Here is a 25,382-nt window from a genome sequence, read left to right on the forward strand (position 1 = left end):
AGTGTGGGAGCGGGCTTGCCCGCGAAGGCGTCATTTCAGTCAATACATGTGTTGAGTCGAGTATCGCCATCGCGGGCAAGCCCGCTCCCACAGGTTTTGTGTTCCCGGCACATCTCTCTATGTCCCCGTCGAGGTACCTCCTTGGAGGAATAGGCTCGCTCGCTATTCCGGTTCAGGCTTCGGGCCATACCCTCATCTACGGGAAGACCTGGATATGGCCCATCTGGCGCAACGCACGTTTGAACCCCTGAACATTGCCGTACTGACCATCAGCGATACGCGCACTTTTGACACCGACACGTCGGGACAGACCCTGACGGATTTGCTGCAAACCGCCGGGCATGTGTTGATCGATCGTGAGCTGGTCAAGGACGACATTTATCAGATCCGCGCCACCGTTTCCCGGTGGATCGCCGACCCTGCGGTGCAAGTGGTGTTGATGACCGGCGGCACCGGTTTCACCGCTCGCGACAACACACCGCAAGCGGTCTTGCCATTGCTGGACAAGCACGTTGAAGGCTTCGGCGAACTGTTCCGGCAGGTGTCGCTGGAGGAGATCGGCATGTCCAGCCTGCAGTCCCGGGCACTGGCCGGCATGAGTAACGGCGTACTGGTGTGTTGCGTTCCAGGCTCGCCGGGTGCCTGCCGGACTGCCTGGAACAAGATCCTGCTCGAACAACTGGACAGTCGCACCGGCCCGTGTAATTTCGCCCCGCATTTGAAAGCGCAAGCGCAGCGGGTCATCGACGCCTGCGGGACACGCTCATGAACGGTCGGGTATGCGACATCGGCAACCTGATGCCCGTGGACGAGGCCATCAGCCGTCTGCTCAACCAGGCACCGCCACCGCCTCTGGCGCAGATGATCCCGCTGGATCAAGCCATGGGACGGGTGCTGGCGGCGGACATCCAGTGTCCGGTGAACCTGCCGGCCTGGGACAACAGTGCCATGGACGGTTATGCCCTCAGGGCTGCCGACCTGCCACCGGAAGGTGGCTGTTTGTCGATTGGCGGGCGAATTGCGGCAGGGGATCAAGCGTGCTCGCCATTGCTTGCGCAGCAGACGGTGCAAATCTTTACCGGTGCGCCGTTGCCACCGGGTGCTGACACTGTTGTGCCGCAAGAGCGCTGCCGGGTCGAGGGCGAGCGCGTCTGGTTCCCGCCGGTAATCATGGGTGAGCACGTGCGCAAGGAGGGTGAGGAAGTGCGTTGCGGGCATCTGTTGCTCAAGGCCGGCAAACGCCTGCGCGCACAAGAACTGGGGTTGCTGGCCGGCGCTGGTATCGCGCGGGTCGAGGTCTACCGGCCGTTGCAGGTGTGCCTGCTCAGCAGCGGTAATGAACTGCGTGAGCCGGGCGATCCCTTGGCGCCGGGGCAGATTTACAACAGCAATCGGTATTGCCTCGCCGCGTTGTTGCGCGGCTGGGGCGTCGAGGTGCATGACTATGGCGTCATGGCCGATGAGCTGGCGGCCAGTCGGCATGCCTTGAGCCTGGCGTCCTCGGAATGCGACCTGCTGCTGAGCTCCGGTGGCGTGTCGGTGGGCGAGGAAGATCACCTCAAACAGGCCATCGAGGAACTGGGCAGCGTGGATTTCTGGCGGCTGGCGATGCAGCCGGGCAAGCCACTGGCCTTTGGTGAAGTGGCCGGTAAACCGTGGATCGGCATGCCGGGGAATCCTTCGGCGGCGCTGATTACCGCGCTGGTGGTGGTGCGTCCGTTCCTGCTCAGGGCCCAGGGCGTGACGGACGTGCTGCCGGTGCCGTTGGCCGTACCCGCCGGGTTCGACTGGCTGCAGCGTAACAAGCGTCGGCAGTACCTGCGGGCCAGATTGACCACAGGTGCCGACGGCCAGTTGAGCGTGGAACTGCACCCTCAGCAAAGCTCGGCCATGTTGACCGCTGCGTGCTGGGCCGATGGACTGGCGGTGATCGAGTGCGAACAGCAAGTGCTCAAGCACGACAACGTGATGTTCCTGTCCTTCGCCGACCTGATGCATTGATGGCAATTGATTGCCGTCAAGGCCGTGTCTGTCGGTCTGGCTAGACTGGCAGCGCCTTTTTCGATCGCCCCGGACCCTCGCGTCATGGGCGTCAGGCGATGGCCCGGACGCGTTTTTTCATGAGGATTACCCATGCAACTGGTCTGCCCGGCAGGGAACCTGCCTGCGCTTAAAGCGGCGGTGCGCCAAGGCGCCGATGCCGTCTATGTCGGCTTTCGCGATGACACCAATGCCCGGCATTTCGCGGGGCTGAACATGGACGACAAACAGTTCGACGCCGCCGTCGCCCACATTCGCCAGCATCAACGCAAACTCTACGTCGCGGTCAACACGTACCCGCAACCCAAAGGCTGGGAGCGCTGGCAGCGGGCGGTGGATCGTGCGGCCGATTTCGGCGTGGATGCGCTGATCGCCGCCGACCCCGGAGTGCTCAACTACGCCAGTCAGCGTCACCCGCAGCTGGCGTTGCACCTGTCGGTCCAGGGCTCGGCGACCCATGCCGCGGCGCTGGAGTTCTATGCGCAGCGCTACGGCATTCGTCGGGCGGTGCTGCCGCGAGTGTTGTCGTTGGCGCAAGTACGCCAGGTCGCCGCCAGCAGCCCGGTGCCCATCGAAGTGTTTGGTTTCGGCAGCTTGTGCATCATGGCCGAAGGGCGCTGCCATCTGTCTTCCTACATTACCGGCGAGTCGCCGAACCTGTGCGGTGTCTGTTCGCCAGCCAAGGCCGTGCGCTGGAGTGAAGACGCCGAAGGCCTGAGCGCGCGGCTCAGCGAGGTGCTGATCGATCGCTACACCCCAGACGAATCGGCCGGTTACCCGACCTTGTGCAAAGGCCGCTTCCTGGTCGGCGGCAAACGCTTTCATGCATTGGAAGAACCCACCAGCCTCGACACCCTGGACTTGCTGCCGGAACTGACGGCCATTGGCGTCGAAGCGGTGAAAATCGAGGGCCGGCAACGCAGTCCGGCCTATGTCGAACAAGTCACCCGTGTCTGGCGCGCGGCACTGGATGCCCATCGCGGCGCGCCGGGCAGTTTTCGGGTCAAGGAAGAATGGCGTCAGGTGCTGGCCGGTTTGTCCGAAGGCAGCCAGACCACCCTGGGTGCTTATCATCGATCATGGCAATGAGGGGCTCGACATGAAACTCAGCCTGGGACCGGTCCTGTTTTATTGGGACAAAGAGCAACTTAGCCACTTTTACGCCGAGATGTCGGCCTTGCCTCTGGATGTGATTTACCTGGGGGAAACCGTGTGCTCGAAACGCCGGGCCTTTTCACTGGATCAATGGCTGGGATTGGGGCGCGAGTTGCAGGAATGCAGCCAGGCGCAGTTGGTGCTTTCCAGCCTGACGCTGATTGAAGCGGCGTCTGAACTCTCCAGCCTGCGCCGGCTGTGCGACAACGGCCAATTGTTGGTGGAAGCCAACGACATGGGCGCGGTGCAGTTCCTGGCCGAGCGCAAGTTGCCGTTCGTGGGTGGCCCGGCCCTCAATCTGTACAACGGTCATGCACTGGCGCAACTGCTCGACAGCGGCATGACCCGCTGGGTGCCGCCCGTGGAGTGTTCAGCGGCGCTGATTGGTGATGTGATCGGGCAGGTGCGCGAACTGGGCCGTGCAGTGCCTGAAGTTGAAATCTTCGCCTATGGTCATTTGCCGTTGGCCTATTCCGCCCGCTGCTTCACCGCTCGGGCGGAAAACCGGCCCAAGGATGACTGCCAATTTTGCTGTATCAACTACCCCGACGGCCTGGCGCTGACCAGTCAGGAAGGGCAGGCGCTATTCACCCTCAACGGTATTCAAACGATGTCGGCCGAGGTGACCAATCTATTGGCCGATTACTCCGGGCTGCTGGCCTGCGGTGCCGATCTGTTGCGCTTGAGTCCTCGCGCTCAGGGCATGGCCGAGGTGATCGCCGCCTATCAACGGGTTCGTCTGGGCGAGACACCGCCGTTGTTCGTTGAAGGGTGCAATGGTTATTGGCATGGCCAGGCCGGCATGCTGCGTGTCGAGGAGGTCGGCCTGTGTTGAATCGAAAAAAATGGCTGTTGAAAGGTGCCGACCGGGTGTTGCCGCTGGTGCGTCGAGTGCCCTTTGCGGTGCAGCGCCTGGCGTTGCAGCAGGCGCTCAATCGCTGCCTCGCCGATCCATTGCGCGATGGTGAATTTGAAGTATTGCGCGGGCGCTGGCTGTGTCTGCGGATACCGGATCTGGGTTTGTCGTGGTTCCTGACGTTGACCCGTGAAGGGTTGCGAATTGCTGAACGCGCCAACGCACATGTGACCATCAGCGGTAACTGGCGCGAGTTTTTATTGCTGGCGAGCCGTCAGGAAGATCCGGATACGCTGTTCTTTCGCAGGCGTTTGGTGATTGAGGGGGATACGGAGTTGGGGTTGGCGTTGAAGAATCTGATCGACAGTCTGGATCCTGATGTGTTGCCTGTTTGGTTGTGGCGCAATCTGGAGCGGGCGGGGAAGGGGTTGGCGGCCTGATAGTCGACCTGTTTTTCGGTCGGGGTACATATCCATTTCTGCGGTAACGGCGGCTTAGGGTTCCGCCCTTACGGGACTGTCAGAAATTTTGTGTTCGGGCATAACATGTTGAAAAGGAGCATGTATGCCGACCAAAAAGAAACCGGCCTCGGAGGCCAAAACCCAGCTTCCTTCGATTCCGAAGGAGCTGATCGATCAGTTCGTTAAAGGCCCAATGAGCGCCGAGGCGATTCAGGACGCATCCATGGCGTTCAAAAAGGCGCTTATCGAGCGAGCCCTTGGCGCGGAGCTGGGTCACCACCTTGGCTACCCTCAGGGCGCGGAGCGCCCTGAGGAGTCGAGTAACCAGCGCAACGGCAAAAGCAGCAAGACCGTGCTGACCGATGATGGCCCGCTGCGTCTGGACATTCCTCGGGATCGCGATGGCAGCTTCGCGCCAATGCTGATCCCCAAGCATGAGCGTCGGTTCACGGGCTTCGACGACAAAATCATTGCCATGTACGCCCGTGGCATGACCGTCCGAGAGATCCGGGCATTCCTTTCGGAGCAGTACGGGACCGATGTTTCCCATGATTTCATCAGCTCGGTCACTGACGCAGTGTTGGAGGAAGTGACTGCCTGGCAACAACGCCCGCTTGAGCCGATGTATCCGGTGATTTTCTTCGATGCGCTGCGGGTCAAAATCCGTGAGGAAGGACTGGTTCGCAACAAGGCCATCTACCTGGCTCTGGGCGTGCTGCCGGACGGCACCCGAGACATTTTGGGCATCTGGATTGAGACCACTGAGGGGGCCAAGTTCTGGATGAAGGTCTTCAACGACCTCAAGACCCGTGGCGTTGAGGATGTATTGATCGCGGTAACTGACGGCCTTAAAGGCATGCCAGAAGCCTTGAGTGCGGTGTTTCCGACGACGACCTTGCAGACCTGCATCGTGCACCTGATCCGTAACAGTCTTGATTACGCCTCCTGGGACAAGCGCCGCGAGTTGGCCAAAGCCCTCAAGCCGGTTTATCAGGCGCTTAACGTTGAAGCTGCCGAGCAAGCTCTGGACGCATTTGAAACGGGGCCTTGGGGCAAACAATACCCAACAGTCGTAGCCGCTTGGAGACGTGCCTGGGATCGAGTCATCCCGTTTTTTGTCTTCCCGCCTGCCATCCGAAAAGTGATCTACACCACTAACGCCATCGAGAGCATCAATGCTCAGTTGCGCAAGATCATCAAGACAAGAGGCCACTTCCCGACTGATGATGCAGCGACGAAGCTGATCTGGCTGGCACTGCAAAACATCACGGCCAATTGGGGCAGCGCAGCGCACGACTGGAAGAGCGCAATGAATCAGTTTGCGATTCTTTATGGCGATCGATTTACCAGGTCAAACTGGTGAAATGAGGGCTTGCCTTATGGCAGGCCGTTACCGGCCCGCACACAAAAAATCTGACACTCCCGCCCTTACGGCGGGTTACTTTGAAAAGCGCAAAGTAACCAAACGCTTTCGCCCCTGACGTACGGCCCTTCGCCTAGGCTCAGGGTACCCTCGCTCCGGTCCTGCTCCGTGGGCCCGCCGCCATCGGCCATCCATGGCCGGGGGCGGCTACCGCGGCATCCTTGCCGCGGTGCCCACTGCGCAGAACCTGCGCTCGGCCTTCCGACGGGGCAGATCAAGATCTAAAGCCAAAGCAAAGCAAAGCAAAGCAACAGGAGCTGTTCCCACACTGATCGTTCCCACGCTCCGCGTGGGAATGCCGCCGGGGACGCTCCGCGTCCCGCTCGCGACGCAAGACTTGAGTCCTGCGCACTGGTGACGCGGAACGTCACGGGATGCATTCCCACGCGGAGCGTGGGAACGATCAACACGCGCAGGCGTTGAGGAAGCAGGCCGGCCGGTAGGCCGCCTCGCGGTGCTTTTGCGGTACTCGCCCCCTCGAGAGGCCGAGTGGAGGTTCTGCGTAGTGGGCAACCCGGCATGGATGCCGGGTTAGCCGCCCCCGGCCATGGATGGCCGATGGCGGCGGGCCCACGGAGTAGGACCGGAGCGAGGGCATGGCGAGCCTGGGCGAGCCACCGAACGAAAGGGGCCAAAGCGCTTTGGTTACTTTCGCGCTTTTCGAAAGTGACTCGCTGTAAAAGCGAAACCAATAGTGGCCGTTACCGCAGAAATGGATATGTACCCCGACCAAAATTATAGGTCGGCGATCAGTCCGTCATCGCGGGCAAGCCCGCTCCCACAGGTTTTTTTGTTGTTCTTCAGGCCATCGTTTCCTGCCGGCTTTCATGCTGGCGAGCATCACTGGCAATCAACTGCTTGATCCCTTCAAACAACTCATCCCCCTGAGCCTCCGTGCAGTCCTCGCCATAGCGTTTACGCAACCCATAGTGGCTGAGAATCAAGTGCACATCAGCATGCAGCCCATGTTGCTTGAGGCAGTTTTCAACGCATTGCAACGGGCAGCCATCCAGCGCAAAGATCCGCCGCCCCGAGCGCGCTTTGTTGACCAGCGCCGCCACATGCCCGCCAACACCGACGATGCAGGACATTTCAGCCAGGCCGCTGCGGTCCAGTCGCACGGCCAGGGTGTTGGCCAGTTGGGCGACATTGGAGCAACCTGAGCAGGAGTAAACCAAAGGCAGGGGTGAACGGGGCATTTGCACTCTCCGTAGATGGACGCTGCCAGTGTGCAAGGTGCGTGGCATCGCGCCTTGATGACGGTCAATTCCGACTATTGGAACGCCGCCAACTCCTCTTCAGCGAGAATGCTGATATGGCGACGCTCCATGGCGATCAGGCCGCATTCCACCAGACGATGCAAAATCCGCGAGAAGGTTTCCGGCTGAATCCCCAGCTTCGACGCCACCAGACGTTTGGACACCTGCAAGACAATCTGGCCGGTCACCGGGTGGCGTTCCTGGAACAGAAAGTTGATGACTCGGCGACTCGCACTGGCCATGGTCAAGGTATCGATGTCGCGCAGACGCAGGTGCAAGTGAACGCTCATGCTCGCCAGGATCGCCAGACAGACTTTCGGCTGGTCTTCCAGGGCATTGCGGTAATGGTTGCCGTCGATACTCACCAGCACGCTGTCCTTCAGCGCGGTGGCGCTCACCGGGTAGAGCCGGGCCTGGCTGAACAGCAAGGCTTCGGCAAAGGTCTGGCCGGGCTGAATGATCTCTACCAGGTTTTCCTGGCCTTCGCCGGTGAGCCGGTACAACTTGACCTGGCCGCTGACCAGCAGGAAAAAACGCCTGGCCGGATCCCCTTGGTGCATGAGGGTGCTGTGACAGGCCAGACGCTTCAGCATCGCCAGCCCGCAGACTTCCTCGAAGACTTTCTCCGGCAGTTGGCTGAACAGATGATGACGGCGCAACGTTAAAACGATGGAAGGGTGGGTCAGCATGGCGTACCTCCGCTGACCGTCATAGTAGAGAGCGCAGGCCAATTGACCTATGCCTCTGCAGGCCTACCTCCAAGGAGGGATGCCGGTCAGCCTGCACTGCGCAGATGCTCCATGGCCCACACCGCCGCCTCCACCCGCGAGCGCAAGCCGAGTTTGTGCAGCAGGTTTTTCACGTGGACCTTGACCGTCCCTTCGGTGATGCCCAGCTTGTGCCCGATGACCTTGTTGCTGAAGCCGCTGGCGATGGTTTTCAACACCTGACGTTCGCGCTCGGTCAGTTCCACCACCGCCTGACGTGCAGGTGCCCGCAGTGCCTGTGCCATGACTTGGGTCAGGCCCGGGCTGATCACCAGGACGCCGTTCAAGGCATCGCGGATGTACTGAATCAACAGTTCGGGCTCCATGTCCTTGAGCAGATAACCGTCGGCGTCCAGACGCAGGGCATCGCGAATATCGTCTTCGGCGTCCGACACGGTGAACAGCAGCACTTTGCCGGTGTAGTGCATCGCCCGCAATCGGCGCAGGGTTTCGATGCCATTCATTTGCGGCATGTTGTTATCGAGCAGGACCAGATCCGGTTGAAGCGGCTCGATCAGACTGAGTGCTTCTTCACCCTGGCTGGCTTCGCCGACGATCAGGAAATCATCTTCGAGTTCGAGCATCTGGCGAATGCCGTGACGCATCATCGGGTGGTCGTCTACCAGCAGGATTCTGTGTTGTGGGGACGGGTTCATGTAGTGCTGCCTTCTGTTTGCTGCCCGAGAAATTCCGGGTGGAATTCCAGTTGGACACGGGTGCCTTGGGGTTCCCTGGAAAGTATCTGCAGCTGGCCGTGCAAGCTGCGAGCCCGCTCATCCATGATGTTCAGGCCGTGGTGTTCGCGTTGGTCGACGTTACCGCTGAAGCCGCGACCGTCGTCTTCGATCGACAATCTGACTGTCTCGCCGTCCTGGCGCAGTTGAAGCCAGGCGTTTTGCGCATGGGCGTGGCGCAGGCAGTTGGAGAGCGCCTCGCGGGTGATCTGCAAAATGTGGATCTGTTCGCTGGCCGATAGCTGAAAGGCCAGCGTGTCGACGTGCAGATGCACCTGAAACTCTCCCCGACGGGAGAACTCCTCGGCGGTGTCCTTGAGTTCCTGAACCAGTCCCGCGTCGTGGATCTGCAAGCGAAAAGTCGTCAGCAACTCGCGTAACTGGCGATAGGCATTGTTCAGTCCCTCACGCAATTCGCTGGTGACAGTTTCCAGGGTCTGGGTCGGTTCGCCCCGGCGCATCAGGGTCTGCATGCGGCTGACTTGCAGCTTCATGTAGGACAGGGCCTGGGCCAGAGAATCGTGCAGCTCGCGGGCGATGATCGTGCGTTCTTCGAGCAGTAGCAGGCGATGATCCTGTTCCCGTTGGCGCTTGAGCGAGAGCGAGGTGCCGATCAGGTTGGCCAGGGCCTGGATCAGTTGGGTTTCCCAGGCTTGCATGGGATGCCCGTCGACAAAGTGCGCCTTCAGCTCACCCAGTTCGCTGCCCTGATTGCTGATGCTGAAGGTTTGCGGATTGGCTTTGTGGTGCTTCTGGCAAGTGGCGCAGTCGCTACTGGCGCAGACTTCGCGGATGTTCGCGCCATGCAGAGAGAGCAACTGCTGGGCCGGTGCCTGCAGTTGGCCTTGCAGGCACAGCGACAGGCGCAAGCCGGGCAGGCGTTGCTGGAAGCGTCGAATCAGTTCATCCAAACCTTCGGCATTGGCCAGGCGCGTGGCCAGGCTTCGGCTGCTTTGATACAGAAGCTCCAGGGCGGCATTGGCTTGTTGCAGGTTCAGGGTTTTCTGCCGGACCTGACTTTCCAGGGTGCGATGCGACTCTTCGATCGTTTCGGCCATGGTGTTGAAACTCGTGGCCAACTGGCCCAGTTCGTCCTCGGACTGATGGTTGACTCGTACCTTGAAGTCGCCACGACGAAAGCGCTGGGTTGCGTCCACCAACTCTTTGAGGGGCGTGACGACACCGTACTGCAACTCGTACAAACCGATCAGCAGGACAATCATGGTGGTGAACAAGGCCAGGCCCTGGATCGCCTGTTGCCAGCCTTGCTTTTGTTCGCTCTGGCGCTGCAACAGGCTGACGAACTGGTTCAGTTGTTCAACGAAGGGCAGGGCCTGGACCTGAAAGTAGGCGGCATCGCCGCGCAGCAGTGCCGGGAGTAAATCCTCGTTCCATTGTTGCTGGATGTGCCCATAGCTGACTCGCAGGGCGGCGGTTGGGCCATCTTCCAGCACGGCCTTGAGTGACTGGCTGGTGAGACGGGTTTGCAGGCTGTCGGTGATGGCGGCGATTTCTGAGGGCGTTGCACCCGCGGCCAGTTTCCAGCTCAGGTGATAAGTTTCCATGCGCACCGAGCCTGCGGTGTTGATGGCGGCGGCATCGCCCTGGCTGAACCAGGCGATCAGCCCGGCGCTCAACGAACTGGCGAGGGCGAGTACGGCGATCAGGATCACCGCCAGCCCGGCGCGAGCGGGCAGGGAGCTGCGCAACCAGCGCATCATCGGCTCAGGTCCGGGAAAAAGATCAGAAAACAAAGCATGCAAAGTTCCAGCGTGGGGGTTTGCCGCCGATCCCGGGCGCGCTACCTCTAAAGAGTTGGCGACAGTTCCTTGTCAGAAAAAGCGTCGGTTAAAACCCTTAACAAGCTGATAAATAAAGGCTTTTAGGGTTTTTATGCACTACCTCCTTAGAGGTAGGCAGTACAAGCATAGGCTTATGCCCCCTTGGGCTTCGTTGACATGGGTCAAGTTTTTGCGGGGTTGGCCTCACTAGTCTGCCGCCATGGCTAACTGACGGGAGAGCATTTGTGACCCAACCGCATGTACGACAAGGCTTGGTGCTGGGCATGAGCACGCTGGCCTTCACTGTGTGCTTCATGGTCTGGATGATGTTTGCCGTGCTCGGGGTGCCGATCAAGGAATTGCTCCAGCTCAACGAAACCCAGTTCGGCCTGCTGGCCGCGACCCCGGTGCTGACCGGCTCGCTGGTGCGTTTGCCGCTGGGGTTGCTGACCGACCGTTTTGGCGGGCGCAGTGTGTTCTTCCTGCTGATGCTGACCTGCGTCGCACCGCTGTACTTGATCAGCCACGCCACCGCCTATTGGCAGTTTTTGGTGCTGGGCTTGTTCGTCGGCCTGGCCGGCGGCTCGTTCTCGGTCGGGATTGCCTACGTCGCCAAATGGTTCGACAAGGAGAACCAGGGCTTTGCGATGGGCATCTTCGGCGCTGGTAACGCCGGGGCCGCGGTGACCAAGTTTCTCGCCCCGGCACTGATCGCTGCCGGCAGTTGGCAGCTGGTGCCGAAAGTCTTTAGCGCGATTCTCTTTATTACCGCGTTGCTGTTCTGGTTTCTCAGTGCCGAGAACAAGGACCACCGCAGTGCCACCGGCGCCAGTCTGCGTGAGCAACTGCGCTCGCTGAAAGACCCTGCGGTGTGGCGTTACTGCCAGTACTACTCGATTGTCTTCGGTGGCTACGTGGCCCTGGCCCTGTGGATGACCAAATACTACGTGCAGGAATACGGTTTCAGCCTGCAAAGCGCGGCGCTGCTGGCGGCCTGTTTTTCCCTGCCCGGTGGTGTGCTGCGTGCCGTCGGCGGCTGGATGTCGGATCGCTGGGGTGCGCAAAGCGTGACCTGGTGGGTGTTGTGGGTCAGCTGGATCTGCCTGTTCCTGCTCTCGTATCCCCAGACCCAACTGCAAGTGCAGACCATCAACGGCCCGGTGGATTTCCACATCGGCCTCAATCCTGCGCTGTTCACCGTGCTGCTGTTCGTCATGGGCATCGCCTTCGCGTTCGGCAAGGCCTCAGTCTTCAAATACATCGCCAATGACTACCCGAAAAACATGGGCGCGGTGTCCGGCATCGTCGGCCTCGCCGGCGGCCTGGGCGGTTTTGTGCTGCCGATCCTGTTCGGCGCCCTGGTGGACCTCACCGGCGTGCGCTCTTCCTGCTTCATGTTGATGTACGGCGTGGTCTGGGTCTCCCTCACCTGGATGTACTTCAGCGAAATACGCAAAAGCCCGGTGCTGGGTAAAGCGCCGCTGCTGACCCCGTCCCCGATTTCCAGCATTGCCCTAGGAGAAGAACATGTCCGTTCTGCAAAAGCCTGACAAAGGCCCGGTCATTCATGACTGGCGCCCCGAGGACCCCGCGTTCTGGGGAAGTAGCGGCAAACAGACCGCCACGCGCAACTTGTGGATTTCCATTCCTGCGCTGCTGTTGGCCTTTGCGGTGTGGATGGTCTGGAGCACGGTGATCGTGCGTTTGAACGCCATCGGCTTCAGCTTCACCACCGACCAACTGTTCTGGCTGGCGGCGTTGCCGGGGCTGTCCGGCGCGACCTTGCGCGTCTTCTATTCCTTTATGGTGCCGATCTTCGGTGGCCGTCGCTGGACCGCCCTGAGCACCGCGTCGCTGTTGTTGCCATCGATCTGGATGGGCTTCGCCGTGCAGGACCCGAGCACTTCGTACAGCGTGTTCGTGTTGATTGCCTTGCTCTGCGGTTTTGGTGGCGGCAACTTTGCCTCGAGCATGTCCAACATCAGCTTCTTCTATCCCAAGTCCCAGCAGGGCACGGCCCTGGGCCTCAATGCCGGCCTGGGTAATCTGGGCGTTTCGGTGATGCAGTTCTGTGTGCCGCTGGTGATTACCTTCGGTGTGTTCGGCTTCATGGGCGGCTCGCCGCAAGCACTGCCGGACGGTGGTCAGTTGTGGTTGCAGAACGCCGGTTTCATCTGGGTGCCGTTCATTGTCCTGGTGACGGTGCTGGCCTGGTTCTGCATGAATGACCTGTCCAGTGCTCGCGCTTCTTTCAGCGAACAGGCGGTGATCTTCAAACGCAAACACAACTGGCTGATGTGCTGGTTGTACCTGGCGACCTTCGGTTCATTCATCGGTTTTTCCGCTGCGTTTCCGCTGCTGATCAAAACCTCCTTTCCGGATGTCATCGCCTTGAAGTTTGCCTTCCTCGGCCCATTGGTGGGTGCGCTGGTTCGTCCATTGGGCGGCTGGCTGGCGGACAAGCTTGGCGGCGCGAAAGTGACCTTGTGGAACTTCGTGGCGATGATCGCGATGGTCTTCGGCGTGATGCACTTTTTGCCGCAGAACGGTACCGGCGGCAACTTCTACGGCTTCCTCGGCCTGTTCATGCTGCTGTTCATCACCACCGGCGTCGGCAACGGCTCCACCTTCCGCATGATCCCGGTGATCTTCCGCACCCAACATGAAAAAGCCTCGGCCGGAAAACCACCGGCAGTACGCGAACAAGCGCTCAAGGATGCCGGCAAAGAATCAGCTGCGGTCCTGGGCTTCAGTTCGGCCATGGGCGCCTTCGGTGCGTTCTTCATTCCCAAATCCTTCGGCTCTTCGATGGCCCTGACCGGCGGCCCGGAGATGGCCTTCTACATGTTCGTCGGCTTTTACCTGAGCTGCATCGTGGTGACTTGGTGGTGGTACGCGCGCAAAGGCGCCGCGACACCCTGCTGAATCGAGCCGAATTCAACCATTGCGTGGGCGGGGCACAGACTCCGCGACAAAGCCTGAGAGGACTACACCGTGAGTCATTTACTGGATCAATTGCGGTTTTTTAATCGCAAGCAAAACGAGTTTTCCGACGGTCATGGCGAGACCCGCAAAGAGTCTCGCGACTGGGAGAACGTCTACCGTTCGCGCTGGCAGTACGACAAGATCGTGCGCTCCACCCATGGGGTGAACTGCACCGGCTCCTGCTCGTGGAAAATCTACGTCAAGAACGGCCTGATCACCTGGGAAACCCAGCAGACCGACTACCCGCGTACCCGTAACGATCTGCCGAACCATGAGCCCCGTGGCTGCCCGCGTGGTGCCAGTTACAGCTGGTACATCTACAGCGCCAACCGTCTCAAATACCCGAAAATCCGCAAGCCGTTGCTCAAGCTCTGGCGTGATGCGCGGCAAACCATGGCGCCGGTCGAAGCCTGGGCCAGCATTGTCGAGGACAAGGTCAAGGCCGACTCCTATAAAAGCAAGCGCGGCATGGGTGGCTTCATTCGTTCCAACTGGGAAGAAGTCAACGAGATCATCGCCGCGGCCAACGTCTACACCATCAAGCAATACGGCCCGGACCGGATCGTCGGCTTCTCGCCGATCCCGGCCATGTCGATGGTCAGCTATGCGGCCGGTTCGCGTTATCTGTCGCTGATCGGCGGCGCCTGCCTGAGCTTCTACGACTGGTACTGCGACTTGCCACCGGCCTCGCCGATGGTCTGGGGCGAGCAGACCGACGTGCCGGAATCGGCCGACTGGTACAACTCCAACTACATCATTGCCTGGGGTTCCAACGTCCCGCAGACCCGTACCCCCGACGCGCACTTCTTTACCGAAGTCCGCTACAAGGGTACCAAGACTGTGGCAATCACCCCGGACTACTCGGAAGTCGCCAAGCTCACCGACCTGTGGCTGAACCCTAAGCAAGGCACCGACGCGGCGCTGGCCCAGGCGTTCAACCATGTGATCTTCAAAGAATTCCACCTGGACAAACCGAGCGCTTATTTCACTGACTACGCCAAGCGCTTCACCGATTTGCCGGTGCTGGTGCTGCTCAAGCAAATGGTCGACCAGGCACCGGGCGCCGGTTACCAGCCGGACCGCTTCCTGCGCGCCAGCGACTTGACCGACAACCTCGGCCAGGAAAACAACCCGGAATGGAAAACCATCGCGCTGGATGTCAGCGGCGAACTGGTTTCCCCTCAAGGCTCCATCGGTTATCGCTGGGGCGAGAAGGGCAAGTGGAACATTCTCCCGCGTGAAGGCGGCGAAGGCCGTGAGATCGATCTGAAGCTGAGCCTGATCGGTGATGACGTGGCCGAAGTGGCGTTCCCGTATTTTGCCGGCGAGTCCCACGAGCACTTCCAGCACGTGGCCGGCGATGCGGTGCAATACCGCCGCGTGCCGGTGCACAACGTGGTGCTGGCGGACGGCAGCGTGGCCAAAGTCGCCACCGTGTTCGACCTGTCGGCAGCCAACCTGGCGATTGATCGCGGCCTCGGCGGCGCTAACGTGGCCAAGGATTACGACGACGCCAGCGTGCCCGGCACCCCCGCCTGGCAGGAGCAGATCACCGGCGTCAGCCGCGAGAAAGCCATCCAGATTGCCCGTGAGTTCGCCGACAACGCCGACAAGACCAAGGGGCGTTCGATGATCATCGTCGGCGCGGCGATGAACCACTGGTACCACATGGACATGAACTACCGCGGGCTGATCAACATGCTCATGCTCTGCGGGTGTGTCGGCCAGACCGGTGGCGGTTGGGCGCACTACGTCGGCCAGGAAAAACTGCGTCCGCAATGCGGCTGGCTGCCACTGGCGTTCGGCCTGGACTGGAACCGTCCGCCTCGCCAAATGAACGGCACCAGCTTCTTCTACGCCCATAGTTCGCAATGGCGCCACGAGAAGATGAGCATGCATGACGTGCTCTCGCCGCTGGCCGATAAATCGCAATTCCCCGAGCATGCCCTGGACTACAACATCCGCGCCGAACGTGCCGGCTGGTTGCCCAGCGCACCGCAACTCAACACTAACCCTTTGCACATTTGCCGCGATGCGGCTGCGGCCGGCATGGACCCGAAAGACTACGTGGTCAAGTCGCTGCAGGACCGTTCGCTGCGCTTCTCCTGCGAACAGCCGGACAGCCCGGTGAACTTCCCGCGCAACATGTTCATCTGGCGCTCCAACCTGTTGGGCTCCTCGGGCAAGGGCCACGAGTACATGCTCAAGTACCTGCTCGGCACCAAGAACGGGGTGATGAACGAAGACATCGGCCAGGTCGGCGACTGCAAACCCGAAGAAGCCGAATGGGTGGACGAGGGCGCCATCGGCAAGCTCGATCTGGTCACCACGCTGGACTTCCGCATGTCCTCGACCTGCGTCTATTCCGACATCGTGTTGCCGACCGCAACCTGGTACGAAAAAGACGACATGAACACCTCGGACATGCACCCGTTCATTCACCCGCTGTCGGCAGCGATCGACCCGGCATGGGAATCGCGTTCCGACTGGGAAATCTACAAAGGCATCGCCAAGGCGTTTTCCAGCATGTCCGAAGGGCACCTGGGCGTTGAAAAGGACCTGGTGACCATCCCGCTGATGCACGACAGCGTCGGCGAACTGGCCCAACCGTTTGGCGGCACCGACTGGAAAAGCGACGGCGTGGCTCCGGTGCCGGGCAAGAACGCACCCAATCTGCATGTGGTCGAGCGTGACTACCCGAACATCTACAAACAGTTCTCGTCCCTCGGGCCATTGCTGGAAAAACACGGCAACGGCGGCAAGGGCATCAACTGGAACACCGACGCCGAAGTGAAATTCCTCGGTGAACTCAATCACAAAGAAGGCAGTGCCGGTATCAGCCAGGGTCGGCCGAAAATCGACACGGCGATCGATGCCGCCGAAGTGATTCTGTCCCTGGCGCCGGAAACCAATGGCCACGTCGCCGTCAAGGCCTGGGCTGCGTTGTCGGAATTCACTGGCATCGATCACAGCCACCTGGCGCTGTCCAAGGAACACGAGGCGATCCGTTTCCGCGACATTCAGGCACAGCCGCGCAAGATCATTTCCAGCCCGACCTGGTCGGGTCTCGAAGATGATCACGTCAGCTACAACGCCGGCTACACCAACGTTCACGAAGGGATCCCATGGCGCACCATCACCGGTCGCCAGCAGTTCTATCAGGATCACCCGTGGATGCAGGCGTTCGGCGAGCAACTGATGAGTTATCGCCCGCCCGTCAACACCCGCACCATCGAAGGGGTGAAAGGCAAGCGCAGCAACGGCGAGATCGAAATCGTCCTGAACTGGATCACCCCGCACCAGAAATGGGGCATCCACAGTACCTACAGCGACAACCTGCTGATGCTGACCCTCAGCCGTGGCGGGCCGATTGTGTGGCTCTCGGAGAACGACGCGAAACGCGCCGGCATCGAGGACAACGACTGGATCGAATGCTTCAACGTCAACGGTGCACTGACCGCCCGGGCGGTGGTCAGCCAGCGCGTCAAGGACGGCATGGTGATGATGTACCACGCACAGGAACGGATCGTGAACGTGCCAGGTTCGGAAACCACCAAGACCCGTGGCGGGCACCACAACTCGGTCACCCGCGTGGTGCTCAAGCCGACTCACATGATCGGCGGCTATGCCCAGCAGGCCTACGGTTTCAACTATTACGGCACGGTCGGTTGCAACCGCGATGAGTTCGTCGTGGTGCGCAAAATGTCCAAAGTCGACTGGCTCGATGGTTCAAGTGGCGATGACCTGCCACGTCCACTGCCGACCGATATCGAGGAGAACTGAGATGAAGATTCGCTCACAAATCGGCATGGTTCTGAACCTGGACAAGTGCATCGGTTGCCACACCTGTTCAATCACCTGCAAAAACGTCTGGACCAGCCGCGAAGGCATGGAATACGCCTGGTTCAACAACGTCGAATCGAAACCCGGGATCGGCTACCCGAAAGAATGGGAAAACCAGGACAAGTGGAAGGGCGGCTGGATCCGCAACGCCAACGGCACGATCAACCCGCGCATCGGCGGTAAATTTCGCGTGTTGGCGAACATTTTCGCCAACCCGGATCTGCCGAGCCTCGACGATTACTACGAACCCTTCGACTTCGACTATCAGCACCTGCACACCGCGCCACTGGGCGAGCATCAGCCGACGGCACGTCCGCGCTCGCTGATCTCCGGCAAGCGCATGGAAAAAATCGAGTGGGGCCCGAACTGGGAAGAAATCCTCGGCACCGAATTCGCCAAGCGCCGCAAGGACAAGAACTTCGACAAGATTCAGGCGGACATTTACGGCGAATACGAAAACACGTTCATGATGTATTTGCCGCGCCTGTGCGAGCACTGCCTCAACCCGACCTGCGCGGCGTCGTGCCCGAGCGGGGCGATCTACAAGCGTGAAGAAGACGGGATTGTCCTGATCGACCAGGAAAAATGCCGTGGCTGGCGGATGTGCATCAGCGGCTGCCCGTACAAGAAAATCTATTTCAACTGGAAGAGCGGCAAGTCCGAGAAATGCATCTTCTGCTACCCGCGGATCGAAGCCGGGATGCCGACTGTTTGCGCGGAAACCTGCGTCGGGCGCATCCGTTATCTCGGAGTGCTGCTGTATGACGCCGACCGCATCAGCGAAGTGGCAAGCACCGCCAATGAGCAGGACCTGTACGAGAAACAGCTGGAGATCTTCCTCGATCCGAATGACCCGGCAGTGATCCGTCAGGCCCTGGCCGATGGCGTACCGCAGTCGGTGATCGATTCAGCCCAGCGTTCGCCGGTCTACAAAATGGCCGTGGACTGGAAACTCGCACTGCCGTTGCACCCGGAATACCGCACCTTGCCAATGGTCTGGTACGTACCGCCGCTGTCGCCGATCCAGAACGCCGCCACTGCCGGCACCGTGGGCATGAACGGGGTGATCCCGGACGTCGACAGCCTGCGTATTCCACTGAAGTACCTGGCCAACCTGTTGACCGCCGGCGATGAAAAACCGGTCAAGCGTGCGCTTAAACGTTTGCTGGCGATGCGTGCCTACAAACGTTCCGAGCAAGTCGATGGCATTCAGGACCTGCAAGTGCTCAAGGATGTCGGCTTGAGTGTGGCCCAGGTCGAGGAGATGTATCGCTACCTGGCGATTGCCAACTATGAAGACCGCTTTGTGGTACCGAGCGCGCACCGTGAAGACGCCATGAGTGACGCCTTTGCCGAGCGCTCCGGTTGCGGCTTCAGTTTCGGCAGCGGCTGCAGCGGCAGCTCCGATACCAACATGTTCGGTGCGAAGAAAGCCAACCGCCGCGACATCCTGAAAACCGTCCAGTTGTGGGAGGAATGAGCATGCAAATTCTCAAAGTGATTTCGCTGCTGCTCGATTACCCGACCGAGACGCTGATTGGCGGTCGCGACGAACTGGAGCAGGCGATTATCCAGTCCCGGGAAATCAGCCCCAAGCAACGCGGCGCGTTGTTCGAATTGCTGGAGCTGATCTGCGCCAATGACTTGATGGACGGGCAGGAGCACTACGGTGCGCTGTTCGGCCGGGGTCGCTCGCTGTCATTGCTGCTGTTCGAACATGTGCACGGCGAATCCCGTGACCGTGGCCAAGCCATGGTCGACATGATGGCGCAATACGAAGAAGCCGGTTTTGCCATCGGCGTCAAAGAGCTGCCGGACTATATCCCGCTGTACCTGGAGTTCCTTTCCACCCGCGAAGACATCGAGGCCCGCGAGGGCCTGGCGGATGTTTCGCACTTGCTGGCCTTGCTCGCCGCACGTCTGGAAGAGCGCGAAAGCGCCTATGCCAGTTGCTTCCGCGCGCTGCTGCAAATCGCCGGGGCCGAACCGCATCAGGCGGTCGCCGACCTGCGAGCGCAGGTGGCGGCGGAACCGCGGGATGACTCCCTCGAAGCCCTCGACAAGATCTGGGAAGAGGAGGCCGTGGACTTTCTCCAGGCCGAACAGCAGGACCGTTGCAGTGGACTGCCAAGCGCACCGGGCAAGGCTCGGGAAGAAAGCGCGGTGCCGTTGCACTGGGTGGATTTTCAGCATGAAGGGTTGGCCGCCGCGCCAGCCAAGGAGGTCGGTAATGTCTAAATGGAATCTGTTGTTGTTCGGGATCTATCCCTATGTCGCTTTGGCGATCTGCCTGATCGGCAGTTGGGCCCGCTTCGACCTGTCGCAATACAGCTGGAAGGCAGGTTCGAGCCAGATGCTCAACCAGCGCGGCATGCGCGTGGCGAGCAACCTCTTTCACATCGGTGTGTTGTTCGTGCTGGCCGGGCACTTCGTCGGCCTGCTGACCCCGGCGTCGGTTTATCACCACGTGATCAGCACTGAGAACAAGCAGTTGCTGGCGATGGTCTCCGGCGGGTTCTTCGGACTGTTGTGCCTCATTGGCTTGCTGATGCTGGTCAATCGGCGGCTCACCGATCCTCGGGTACGTGCCACCTCCAGCCCTTCGGACATCCTGATTTTGCTGGTGCTGCTGGCGCAGTTACTGCTCGGTCTGCTGACGATTGCCGCGTCCACCGCGCATATGGACGGCTCGGTGATGGTGATGCTCGCTGACTGGGCGCAGAACACCGTGCTGTTGCGGCCGATGGAAGCGGCGGCGGCTATCGCGCCGGTCGGGCTGACCTACAAGCTGCACGTGTTTCTCGGTTTGACCCTGTTTGTGCTGTTCCCCTTCACCCGTCTCGTACACATGATCAGCGCACCGGTCTGGTACTTGGGGCGTCGTTATCAAATCGTTCGTCAGAAGTACTGAGGAGACAATCATGTCAGGTGGATGTGGATGTGGTGGTGGTAACGGCGGCAGCGGTGGCTGCGGGTCTTCCAAAAAAGCCGAGGACGTTCTCGATATCGCGCCGGTCGCACAGGCGCAGTTTGAAGCACTCCCGGTTGAGCCGGCCGCTGCCGATGACGCCCCGGCGCAGTTGATCGCCAGCAGCGAACAGGAGTGGCCGATCATCAGCGTCAACGAGGTGTCGATCACGCCGGAAGCGATGGCCCAGGAGCTGCAATATCACCCGGCCGAAAGCCGCGAGGAAGCGGTGTACCTGGCCGCCCGGGCGCTGGTGATCCGCGAGTTGCTGCAGCAGCGCATTGCCGAACTCGGTGTGTCGATGGAGATTGGCGCTGGCGAGAACGAAGAAGAAGCGGCCACGCGCTTGTTGCTCGAACGCGAGGTGCACGTGCCTCAGTGCGACGAGGAAACCAGCCTGCGCTACTACGAAAACAATCGCGGGCGTTTCCACAGCGCACCGTTGCTGGCGGTTCGGCACATCCTGCTCGAATGCGCGCCGGATGATGTCGAGGCGCGCGCCGTTGCGCATGATCAGGCGGAAGTTCTGCTGCAACGTCTGGAAGACTTTCCCGGCAGTTTCGCCGAGCTGGCCGTGAAGTATTCGGCCTGCCCGTCGAAGGCTCAGGGTGGTTCTTTAGGGCAGATCAGCAAGGGCCAGACCGTGCCTGAACTGGAACGTCAGCTGTTCACTCTGGCGCCGGGCCTGGCCAGCAAACCGCTGGAAAGTCGCTACGGCTGGCATGTGGTCAGTGTCGATCAGCGGATCGAAGGCATGCCGTTGCCCTATGAAGTGGTATCGACGGCGATTCGCACGCAGTTGCAGCAAGGCGTCTGGCAAAAAGCCCTGGTGCAGTACCTGCAAACCCTGATCGGTGCGGCGGATATTCGTGGCATCCACTTGCAGGGCGCCGACTCACCGCTGGTGCAGTGACCCAAGGCAAACCGGGAGATGTGATGAACGCTGTAATGCAGGATGGCTTTGGACGGCAGATTGATTATCTGCGGATGTCGGTGACGGACCGGTGCGATTTTCGCTGTGTGTATTGCATGGCAAAAAACATGACCTTCCTGCCGCGCCAGCAGGTGCTCACGCTGGAAGAGTTGCAGCGTCTGGCAACGCTGTTCGTCGGGTTGGGCGTACGCAAAATCCGCCTGACCGGCGGCGAACCGCTGATTCGTCCGGGCATTGTCGAACTGTGCCGCAACATCGCCGCGCTGCCCGGTTTGCGCGAACTGGTGATGACCAGCAACGGCTCGCAACTGGGCCGTCTGGCCCGGCCGTTGGCGGAGGCGGGGGTCAAGCGGATGAACATCAGCCTCGATAGCCTGGACGGGCAGAAGTTTCGCGCGATCACCCGTATCGGCGATCTCGATCAAGTGCTGGGCGGCATTGAGGCGGCGCGGGACGCGGGGTTTGAGCGAGTCAAACTCAACTGCGTGGTGATGAAAGGGCGCAACTTCGATGAAGTCCTGGCGTTGGTGCAATACGCCATCGATCAACGCATCGACATCAGTTTCATCGAAGAAATGCCCTTGGGCGACGTCGGGCGTTCCCGGGGCGAATCGTTTTGTTCCAGCGACGAGGTGCGGGCGTTGATCGCCAGCCAACATCGCTTACTCGATAGCACTGAAAACAGCGGTGGACCGGCGCGCTATGTGCGCCTGGAACGCCATCCCGATACCCGGATCGGTTTCATTTCACCCAACAGCCACAACTTCTGTGGCAGCTGTAATCGGGTGCGGATGACTGTTGAAGGGAAACTGTTGCTGTGTCTGGGGCAGGAGGACGCGCTGGATTTGAGAGGATTGTTGCGGCGTTATCCGCTGGATGATCAGCCGCTGATCAACGCGGTGCAGAAGGCTCTGCGCGGCAAGCCGTTACGCCACGATTTCAGTCCGGAAGGGGAGGTGCAGATAGTACGGTTCATGAACATGAGTGGCGGTTGAGCTGATCTGCACGGTTTACAAAACACAGAAAATCCAATGTGGGAGCGGGCTTGCCCGCGATGGCGATTTCTCATCCGACATAGATGTCGCCTGACACGACGCCATCGCGGGCAAGCCCACTCCCACATTTGATCCTCGCTGACCAACGTATTTTTTCACCGCCAAATCTTGATATCGATCAATTGCAGATCAGCCCTTTGTCCGTAGTCTTCACTGCATGTTGTGTTTGTTTGTCAATAAACATCTATATGTAGTATCTGGAGGCCGAATGCAGAGCACGCTGATCTCAGTAGGATGTAACCGCTTGCACAAGCGCGATGGCAGTCTGGTTGCCTTCGATGCGGACAAGATCCGTCAGGCGTTGATCGCTGCCGGCAAGGCGACCGGGGAGTACACCGAGGTTGAGGTTGAAGGTTTGCTTCAGGCGGTACTCGCTAGGCTGGACGGACTGCCAAGGCTGCATGTCGAGCAGATCCAGGATCGTGTCGAACGGGTATTGATGGACGCCGGTTTTTTCTTCGCCATGCGCGCCTACATCGTCTACCGCGAACAACACGGGCGCTTGCGTCGCGACCGCCGGACCATGGTCGAAGTGGCGACCTCGATGAACGAATACCTGGACCGTGAAGACTGGCGGGTTCAGGCCAATGCCAATCAGGGCTACTCACTGGGCGGGCTGGTGTTGAACGTGTCGGGCAAGGTCACTGCCAATTACTGGCTGGACGAGGTGTACAGCGAGGCCATCGGCCAGGCCCACCGCAAGGCGGATTTGCATGTGCACGACCTGGACATGCTCGCCGGCTACTGCGCCGGCTGGTCGCTGCGCACACTGTTGCACGAAGGGCTCAACGGTGTGCCGGGGCGTGTCGAAGCCGGTCCGCCGAAGCACTTGAGCAGCGCCTTGGGGCAAATGGTGAATTTCCTCGGCACCCTGCAAAACGAATGGGCCGGTGCTCAGGCATTCAGCTCGTTCGACACCTACCTGGCGCCCTATGTGCGCAAAGACCAGCTGAGTTATCAGGAGGTACGCCAGGCGATCCAGGAGTTCATCTACAACCTCAACGTACCCTCGCGCTGGGGCACCCAGACGCCGTTCACCAACCTGACCTTCGACTGGGTTTGCCCGCAGGATTTGCGTGAGCAGATACCCGTCATCGGCGGGGAGGAAATGCCGTTCGCCTATGGTGACCTGCAAGTCGAAATGGACCTGCTCAACCGCGCCTACATCGAGGTGATGCAGGCGGGCGATGCGAAAGGGCGAGTGTTCACCTTTCCGATCCCGACCTACAACATCACCCATGATTTTCCGTGGGACAGTGAAAACGCCGACCGTCTGTTCGAGATGACGGCGCGTTACGGTTTGCCCTACTTCCAGAACTTCCTCAATTCGGACCTGCAGCCCAATCAAGTTCGCTCAATGTGCTGCCGGTTACAGCTGGATGTGCGCGAGTTGCTCAAGCGCGGCGGCGGTTTGTTCGGCTCGGCGGAACAGACCGGGTCGCTCGGCGTGGTGACCATCAACTGCGCCCGCCTGGGCTATGTGTTCAAGGGCAACACCAGTGGTTTGTTACAGCGCCTGGATGCGCTGATGGAACTGGCGATGGAGAGCCTGGAGGTCAAGCGCAAAGTCATTCAGCACCACATGGACGCCGGTTTGTACCCTTACACCAAGCGTTACCTGGGCACCTTGCGCAACCATTTCTCCACCATCGGCCTCAACGGCCTGCACGAAATGCTGCGCAATTTCACCGGCGACGAGGAGGGCATGCACACCGAGCAGGGCCGCAAGTTTGCCCTGAACATGCTGGACCATGTACGCGCCACGTTGCTGCGTTTCCAGGAAGAAACCGGCCATCTCTACAACCTGGAAGCGACACCGGCAGAAGGCACCACTTACCGCTTCGCCAAGGAAGACCTCAAGCGCTATCCCGACATTCTCCAGGCCGGCAGTGTGCAGGCGCCGTATTACACCAACTCCTCGCAACTGCCCGTGGGCTACACCGAAGACCCTTTCGAGGCCCTGGAACTTCAAGACGAACTGCAATGCAAATACACCGGCGGCACGGTCCTGCACCTGTACATGGCCGAGCGGATTTCATCGACCCAAGCCTGCAAGCAATTGGTGCGCAAGGCCCTTGGGCGTTTCCGCCTGCCGTACCTGACCGTGACCCCGACGTTCTCGATCTGCCCGGTGCACGGCTACCTCGATGGCGAGCATGAGTTCTGCCCCAAATGCGACGAGGTCCTGCTGCTGCAAGAGCAGAAAGCCGCCGCTGTTCATTGATTTCGATCCACTCAACCGCAAGGAGCTTCACCATGACTGCATCGCAAACACTGCCCCAGGCTCAACGTCAACGCTGCGAAGTCTGGACCCGGGTGATGGGCTATCACCGTCCTGTGTCGGCGTTCAATCCGGGGAAACAGTCGGAGCACCGTGAGCGGGTGCACTTCACTGAAAGCGCGGCACTGGCCGGGCGCCAATGAGTCGAATGCTTCGGGTCGGGGGCATGGTGCCCCTGACCACTATCGACTATCCGGGACAGCTTGCCTGCGTGCTGTTTTGCCAGGGTTGCGCCTGGCGTTGTCGTTATTGTCATAACCCGCAGCTGATTCCCCCTCGTGGCAGTGAGGAAGTGGATTGGCGGCGGGTATTGGCGTTTCTGCAACGTCGTCAGGACCTGCTCGATGCCGTGGTGTTCAGCGGCGGTGAGCCGACTCTGCAGGACGGCTTGCTCGGGGCCATGGACGAAGTGCGGGACATGGGATTTCGCATCGGCTTGCACAGCGCCGGGATCAAGCCTGCTGCATTTGCCAAGGCATTGACCGGGGCGGATTGGGTCGGTTTCGACGTCAAGGCGTTGCCCGAGGATTGCCAGGCCATCACCCGGGTCGAGGGCAGTGGGGCCGCCAACTGGCGCAGCCTCGAGCATCTGCTGGCCAGTGGTGTCGACTATGAATGTCGCACCACCGTGCATTGGCATCTGTTCGAGCCGGCGCGTCTACTGATCCTGGCCAAACGTTTGAATGCGCTTGGCGTCAAACGCTTCGCCGTGCAACTGGTTCGCACCGAGCGGATGTTCGATCCGCTGTTGCCGAGCGTTTCCGCACAAGCGTTGCTGCCAGAGTTATGGGAGGCCATGCGCGAGTTGTTTCCAGCCTTCGTGTTGCGGGGGTAACGGGG

At 60.3% G+C, this 25,382-nt stretch carries 21 protein-coding genes; 17 read left to right on the plus strand and 4 right to left on the minus strand.

All coding sequences use genetic code 11. The features are described 5' to 3' along the window. Positions 1 to 214 precede the first annotated feature (214 nt). The 6 genes from moaB to PSH88_RS13065 all read left to right on the plus strand — a co-directional run bounded on the left by moaB (position 215) and on the right by PSH88_RS13065 (position 5,875). Positions 215 to 769, plus strand: coding sequence for a molybdenum cofactor biosynthesis protein B (moaB, locus tag PSH88_RS13040; protein ID WP_305426551.1), 555 nt, complete (start codon positions 215 to 217; stop codon positions 767 to 769). Further along, positions 766 to 2,001 carry a molybdopterin molybdotransferase MoeA gene (locus PSH88_RS13045; RefSeq protein ID WP_305426552.1) on the plus strand — a complete coding sequence of 412 codons (1,236 nt, stop codon included), beginning with the start codon at positions 766 to 768 and terminating at the stop codon, positions 1,999 to 2,001. Before moaB ends, PSH88_RS13045 begins: the two co-directional genes overlap by 4 nt. Before the next feature lie 132 nt (positions 2,002 to 2,133). Continuing rightward, positions 2,134 to 3,129, plus strand: coding sequence for a ubiquinone anaerobic biosynthesis protein UbiU (gene ubiU, locus PSH88_RS13050; RefSeq protein WP_218394681.1), 996 nt, complete (start codon positions 2,134 to 2,136; stop codon positions 3,127 to 3,129). 10 nt (positions 3,130 to 3,139) lie between these two features. Further along, complete coding sequence (locus tag PSH88_RS13055) at positions 3,140 to 4,030, plus strand: U32 family peptidase (RefSeq protein WP_305426553.1); 891 nt, start codon at positions 3,140 to 3,142, stop codon at positions 4,028 to 4,030. After that, positions 4,024 to 4,491 (plus strand): ubiquinone anaerobic biosynthesis accessory factor UbiT, encoded by a 468-nt coding sequence (gene ubiT, locus PSH88_RS13060; RefSeq protein WP_305426554.1) that lies wholly within the window; start codon positions 4,024 to 4,026, stop codon positions 4,489 to 4,491. The genes PSH88_RS13055 and ubiT overlap by 7 nt, the downstream gene beginning before the upstream one ends. Before the next feature lie 124 nt (positions 4,492 to 4,615). Further along, positions 4,616 to 5,875 (plus strand): IS256 family transposase, encoded by a 1,260-nt coding sequence (locus PSH88_RS13065; RefSeq protein ID WP_305422598.1) that lies wholly within the window; start codon positions 4,616 to 4,618, stop codon positions 5,873 to 5,875. An 860-nt stretch (positions 5,876 to 6,735) separates the two neighbouring features. Here the strand turns inward: PSH88_RS13065 and PSH88_RS13070 are convergent. The 4 genes from PSH88_RS13070 to PSH88_RS13085 form a co-directional block, all read right to left on the minus strand. Then, the gene (locus PSH88_RS13070; RefSeq protein WP_305426555.1) at positions 6,736 to 7,134 is read right to left on the minus strand and encodes a putative zinc-binding protein; all 399 of its coding nucleotides are present in this window, start codon (positions 7,132 to 7,134) and stop codon (positions 6,736 to 6,738) included. A gap of 74 nt (positions 7,135 to 7,208) precedes the next feature. Further along, on the minus strand, positions 7,209 to 7,883 hold the full coding sequence (locus PSH88_RS13075; RefSeq protein ID WP_305426556.1) for a Crp/Fnr family transcriptional regulator: 675 nt from the start codon (positions 7,881 to 7,883) through the stop codon (positions 7,209 to 7,211). A gap of 86 nt (positions 7,884 to 7,969) precedes the next feature. Next, positions 7,970 to 8,617 carry a two-component system response regulator NarL gene (gene narL / locus PSH88_RS13080; protein WP_305426557.1) on the minus strand — a complete coding sequence of 216 codons (648 nt, stop codon included), beginning with the start codon at positions 8,615 to 8,617 and terminating at the stop codon, positions 7,970 to 7,972. Then, on the minus strand, positions 8,614 to 10,416 hold the full coding sequence (locus PSH88_RS13085; RefSeq protein ID WP_305426558.1) for a HAMP domain-containing protein: 1,803 nt from the start codon (positions 10,414 to 10,416) through the stop codon (positions 8,614 to 8,616). The genes narL and PSH88_RS13085 overlap by 4 nt, the downstream gene beginning before the upstream one ends. A 305-nt stretch (positions 10,417 to 10,721) precedes the next feature. Here PSH88_RS13085 and PSH88_RS13090 point away from each other — a divergent pair, with 305 nt between their 5' ends. The 11 genes from PSH88_RS13090 (at position 10,722) to PSH88_RS13140 (ending at position 25,377) form a co-directional block, all read left to right on the plus strand. Continuing rightward, positions 10,722 to 12,026 (plus strand): MFS transporter, encoded by a 1,305-nt coding sequence (locus tag PSH88_RS13090; protein ID WP_305426559.1) that lies wholly within the window; start codon positions 10,722 to 10,724, stop codon positions 12,024 to 12,026. Next, positions 12,004 to 13,401, plus strand: coding sequence for a NarK family nitrate/nitrite MFS transporter (locus PSH88_RS13095; protein ID WP_305483545.1), 1,398 nt, complete (start codon positions 12,004 to 12,006; stop codon positions 13,399 to 13,401). Before PSH88_RS13090 ends, PSH88_RS13095 begins: the two co-directional genes overlap by 23 nt. Positions 13,402 to 13,470: 69 nt before the next feature. Further along, positions 13,471 to 17,244: a nitrate reductase subunit alpha gene (locus PSH88_RS13100; protein WP_305426560.1), complete on the plus strand. Its 3,774-nt coding sequence runs from the start codon at positions 13,471 to 13,473 to the stop codon at positions 17,242 to 17,244. A 1-nt stretch (position 17,245) separates the two neighbouring features. Beyond that, positions 17,246 to 18,784 (plus strand): nitrate reductase subunit beta, encoded by a 1,539-nt coding sequence (narH, locus tag PSH88_RS13105; RefSeq protein WP_305426562.1) that lies wholly within the window; start codon positions 17,246 to 17,248, stop codon positions 18,782 to 18,784. A gap of 2 nt (positions 18,785 to 18,786) precedes the next feature. Then, positions 18,787 to 19,542: a nitrate reductase molybdenum cofactor assembly chaperone gene (gene narJ, locus PSH88_RS13110; protein ID WP_038982853.1), complete on the plus strand. Its 756-nt coding sequence runs from the start codon at positions 18,787 to 18,789 to the stop codon at positions 19,540 to 19,542. Further along, complete coding sequence (gene narI, locus PSH88_RS13115; protein ID WP_305426563.1) at positions 19,535 to 20,215, plus strand: respiratory nitrate reductase subunit gamma; 681 nt, start codon at positions 19,535 to 19,537, stop codon at positions 20,213 to 20,215. The genes narJ and narI overlap by 8 nt, the downstream gene beginning before the upstream one ends. A gap of 10 nt (positions 20,216 to 20,225) precedes the next feature. Beyond that, positions 20,226 to 21,185: a peptidylprolyl isomerase gene (locus tag PSH88_RS13120; protein ID WP_305426564.1), complete on the plus strand. Its 960-nt coding sequence runs from the start codon at positions 20,226 to 20,228 to the stop codon at positions 21,183 to 21,185. Positions 21,186 to 21,208: 23 nt separating this feature from the next. After that, positions 21,209 to 22,201: a GTP 3',8-cyclase MoaA gene (gene moaA / locus PSH88_RS13125; protein WP_305426565.1), complete on the plus strand. Its 993-nt coding sequence runs from the start codon at positions 21,209 to 21,211 to the stop codon at positions 22,199 to 22,201. 268 nt (positions 22,202 to 22,469) lie between these two features. After that, entirely contained in the window at positions 22,470 to 24,485 is a 2,016-nt protein-coding gene (locus PSH88_RS13130; protein ID WP_305426566.1) for a ribonucleoside triphosphate reductase, read from the plus strand. 32 nt (positions 24,486 to 24,517) lie between these two features. After that, entirely contained in the window at positions 24,518 to 24,685 is a 168-nt protein-coding gene (gene nrdD, locus PSH88_RS13135; protein WP_017338867.1) for an anaerobic ribonucleoside-triphosphate reductase, read from the plus strand. Beyond that, positions 24,682 to 25,377: an anaerobic ribonucleoside-triphosphate reductase activating protein gene (locus PSH88_RS13140; protein ID WP_305426567.1), complete on the plus strand. Its 696-nt coding sequence runs from the start codon at positions 24,682 to 24,684 to the stop codon at positions 25,375 to 25,377. The genes nrdD and PSH88_RS13140 overlap by 4 nt, the downstream gene beginning before the upstream one ends. Positions 25,378 to 25,382: the final 5 nt, after the last annotated feature.

It is taken from the genome of Pseudomonas wuhanensis (assembly GCF_030687395.1).
Lineage (GTDB): Bacteria > Pseudomonadota > Gammaproteobacteria > Pseudomonadales > Pseudomonadaceae > Aquipseudomonas > Aquipseudomonas wuhanensis.

Excerpts from the sequence above, each read along its gene's own strand:
- moaB (WP_305426551.1), top strand. The coding sequence starts at position 215 with ATGGCCCATCTGGCGCAACGCACGTTTGAACCCCTGAACATTGCCGTA.
- PSH88_RS13045 (WP_305426552.1), top strand. The coding sequence starts at position 766 with ATGAACGGTCGGGTATGCGACATCGGCAACCTGATGCCCGTGGACGAG.
- ubiU (WP_218394681.1), top strand. The coding sequence starts at position 2,134 with ATGCAACTGGTCTGCCCGGCAGGGAACCTGCCTGCGCTTAAAGCGGCG.
- PSH88_RS13055 (WP_305426553.1), top strand. The coding sequence starts at position 3,140 with ATGAAACTCAGCCTGGGACCGGTCCTGTTTTATTGGGACAAAGAGCAA.
- PSH88_RS13065 (WP_305422598.1), top strand. The coding sequence starts at position 4,616 with ATGCCGACCAAAAAGAAACCGGCCTCGGAGGCCAAAACCCAGCTTCCT.
- PSH88_RS13070 (WP_305426555.1), bottom strand. The coding sequence starts at position 7,134 with ATGCCCCGTTCACCCCTGCCTTTGGTTTACTCCTGCTCAGGTTGCTCC.
- PSH88_RS13075 (WP_305426556.1), bottom strand. The coding sequence starts at position 7,883 with ATGCTGACCCACCCTTCCATCGTTTTAACGTTGCGCCGTCATCATCTG.
- narL (WP_305426557.1), bottom strand. The coding sequence starts at position 8,617 with ATGAACCCGTCCCCACAACACAGAATCCTGCTGGTAGACGACCACCCG.
- PSH88_RS13085 (WP_305426558.1), bottom strand. The coding sequence starts at position 10,416 with ATGATGCGCTGGTTGCGCAGCTCCCTGCCCGCTCGCGCCGGGCTGGCG.
- PSH88_RS13095 (WP_305483545.1), top strand. The coding sequence starts at position 12,004 with ATGTCCGTTCTGCAAAAGCCTGACAAAGGCCCGGTCATTCATGACTGG.
- narH (WP_305426562.1), top strand. The coding sequence starts at position 17,246 with ATGAAGATTCGCTCACAAATCGGCATGGTTCTGAACCTGGACAAGTGC.
- narJ (WP_038982853.1), top strand. The coding sequence starts at position 18,787 with ATGCAAATTCTCAAAGTGATTTCGCTGCTGCTCGATTACCCGACCGAG.
- narI (WP_305426563.1), top strand. The coding sequence starts at position 19,535 with ATGTCTAAATGGAATCTGTTGTTGTTCGGGATCTATCCCTATGTCGCT.
- PSH88_RS13120 (WP_305426564.1), top strand. The coding sequence starts at position 20,226 with ATGTCAGGTGGATGTGGATGTGGTGGTGGTAACGGCGGCAGCGGTGGC.
- moaA (WP_305426565.1), top strand. The coding sequence starts at position 21,209 with ATGAACGCTGTAATGCAGGATGGCTTTGGACGGCAGATTGATTATCTG.
- PSH88_RS13130 (WP_305426566.1), top strand. The coding sequence starts at position 22,470 with ATGCAGAGCACGCTGATCTCAGTAGGATGTAACCGCTTGCACAAGCGC.
- nrdD (WP_017338867.1), top strand. The coding sequence starts at position 24,518 with ATGACTGCATCGCAAACACTGCCCCAGGCTCAACGTCAACGCTGCGAA.
- PSH88_RS13140 (WP_305426567.1), top strand. The coding sequence starts at position 24,682 with ATGAGTCGAATGCTTCGGGTCGGGGGCATGGTGCCCCTGACCACTATC.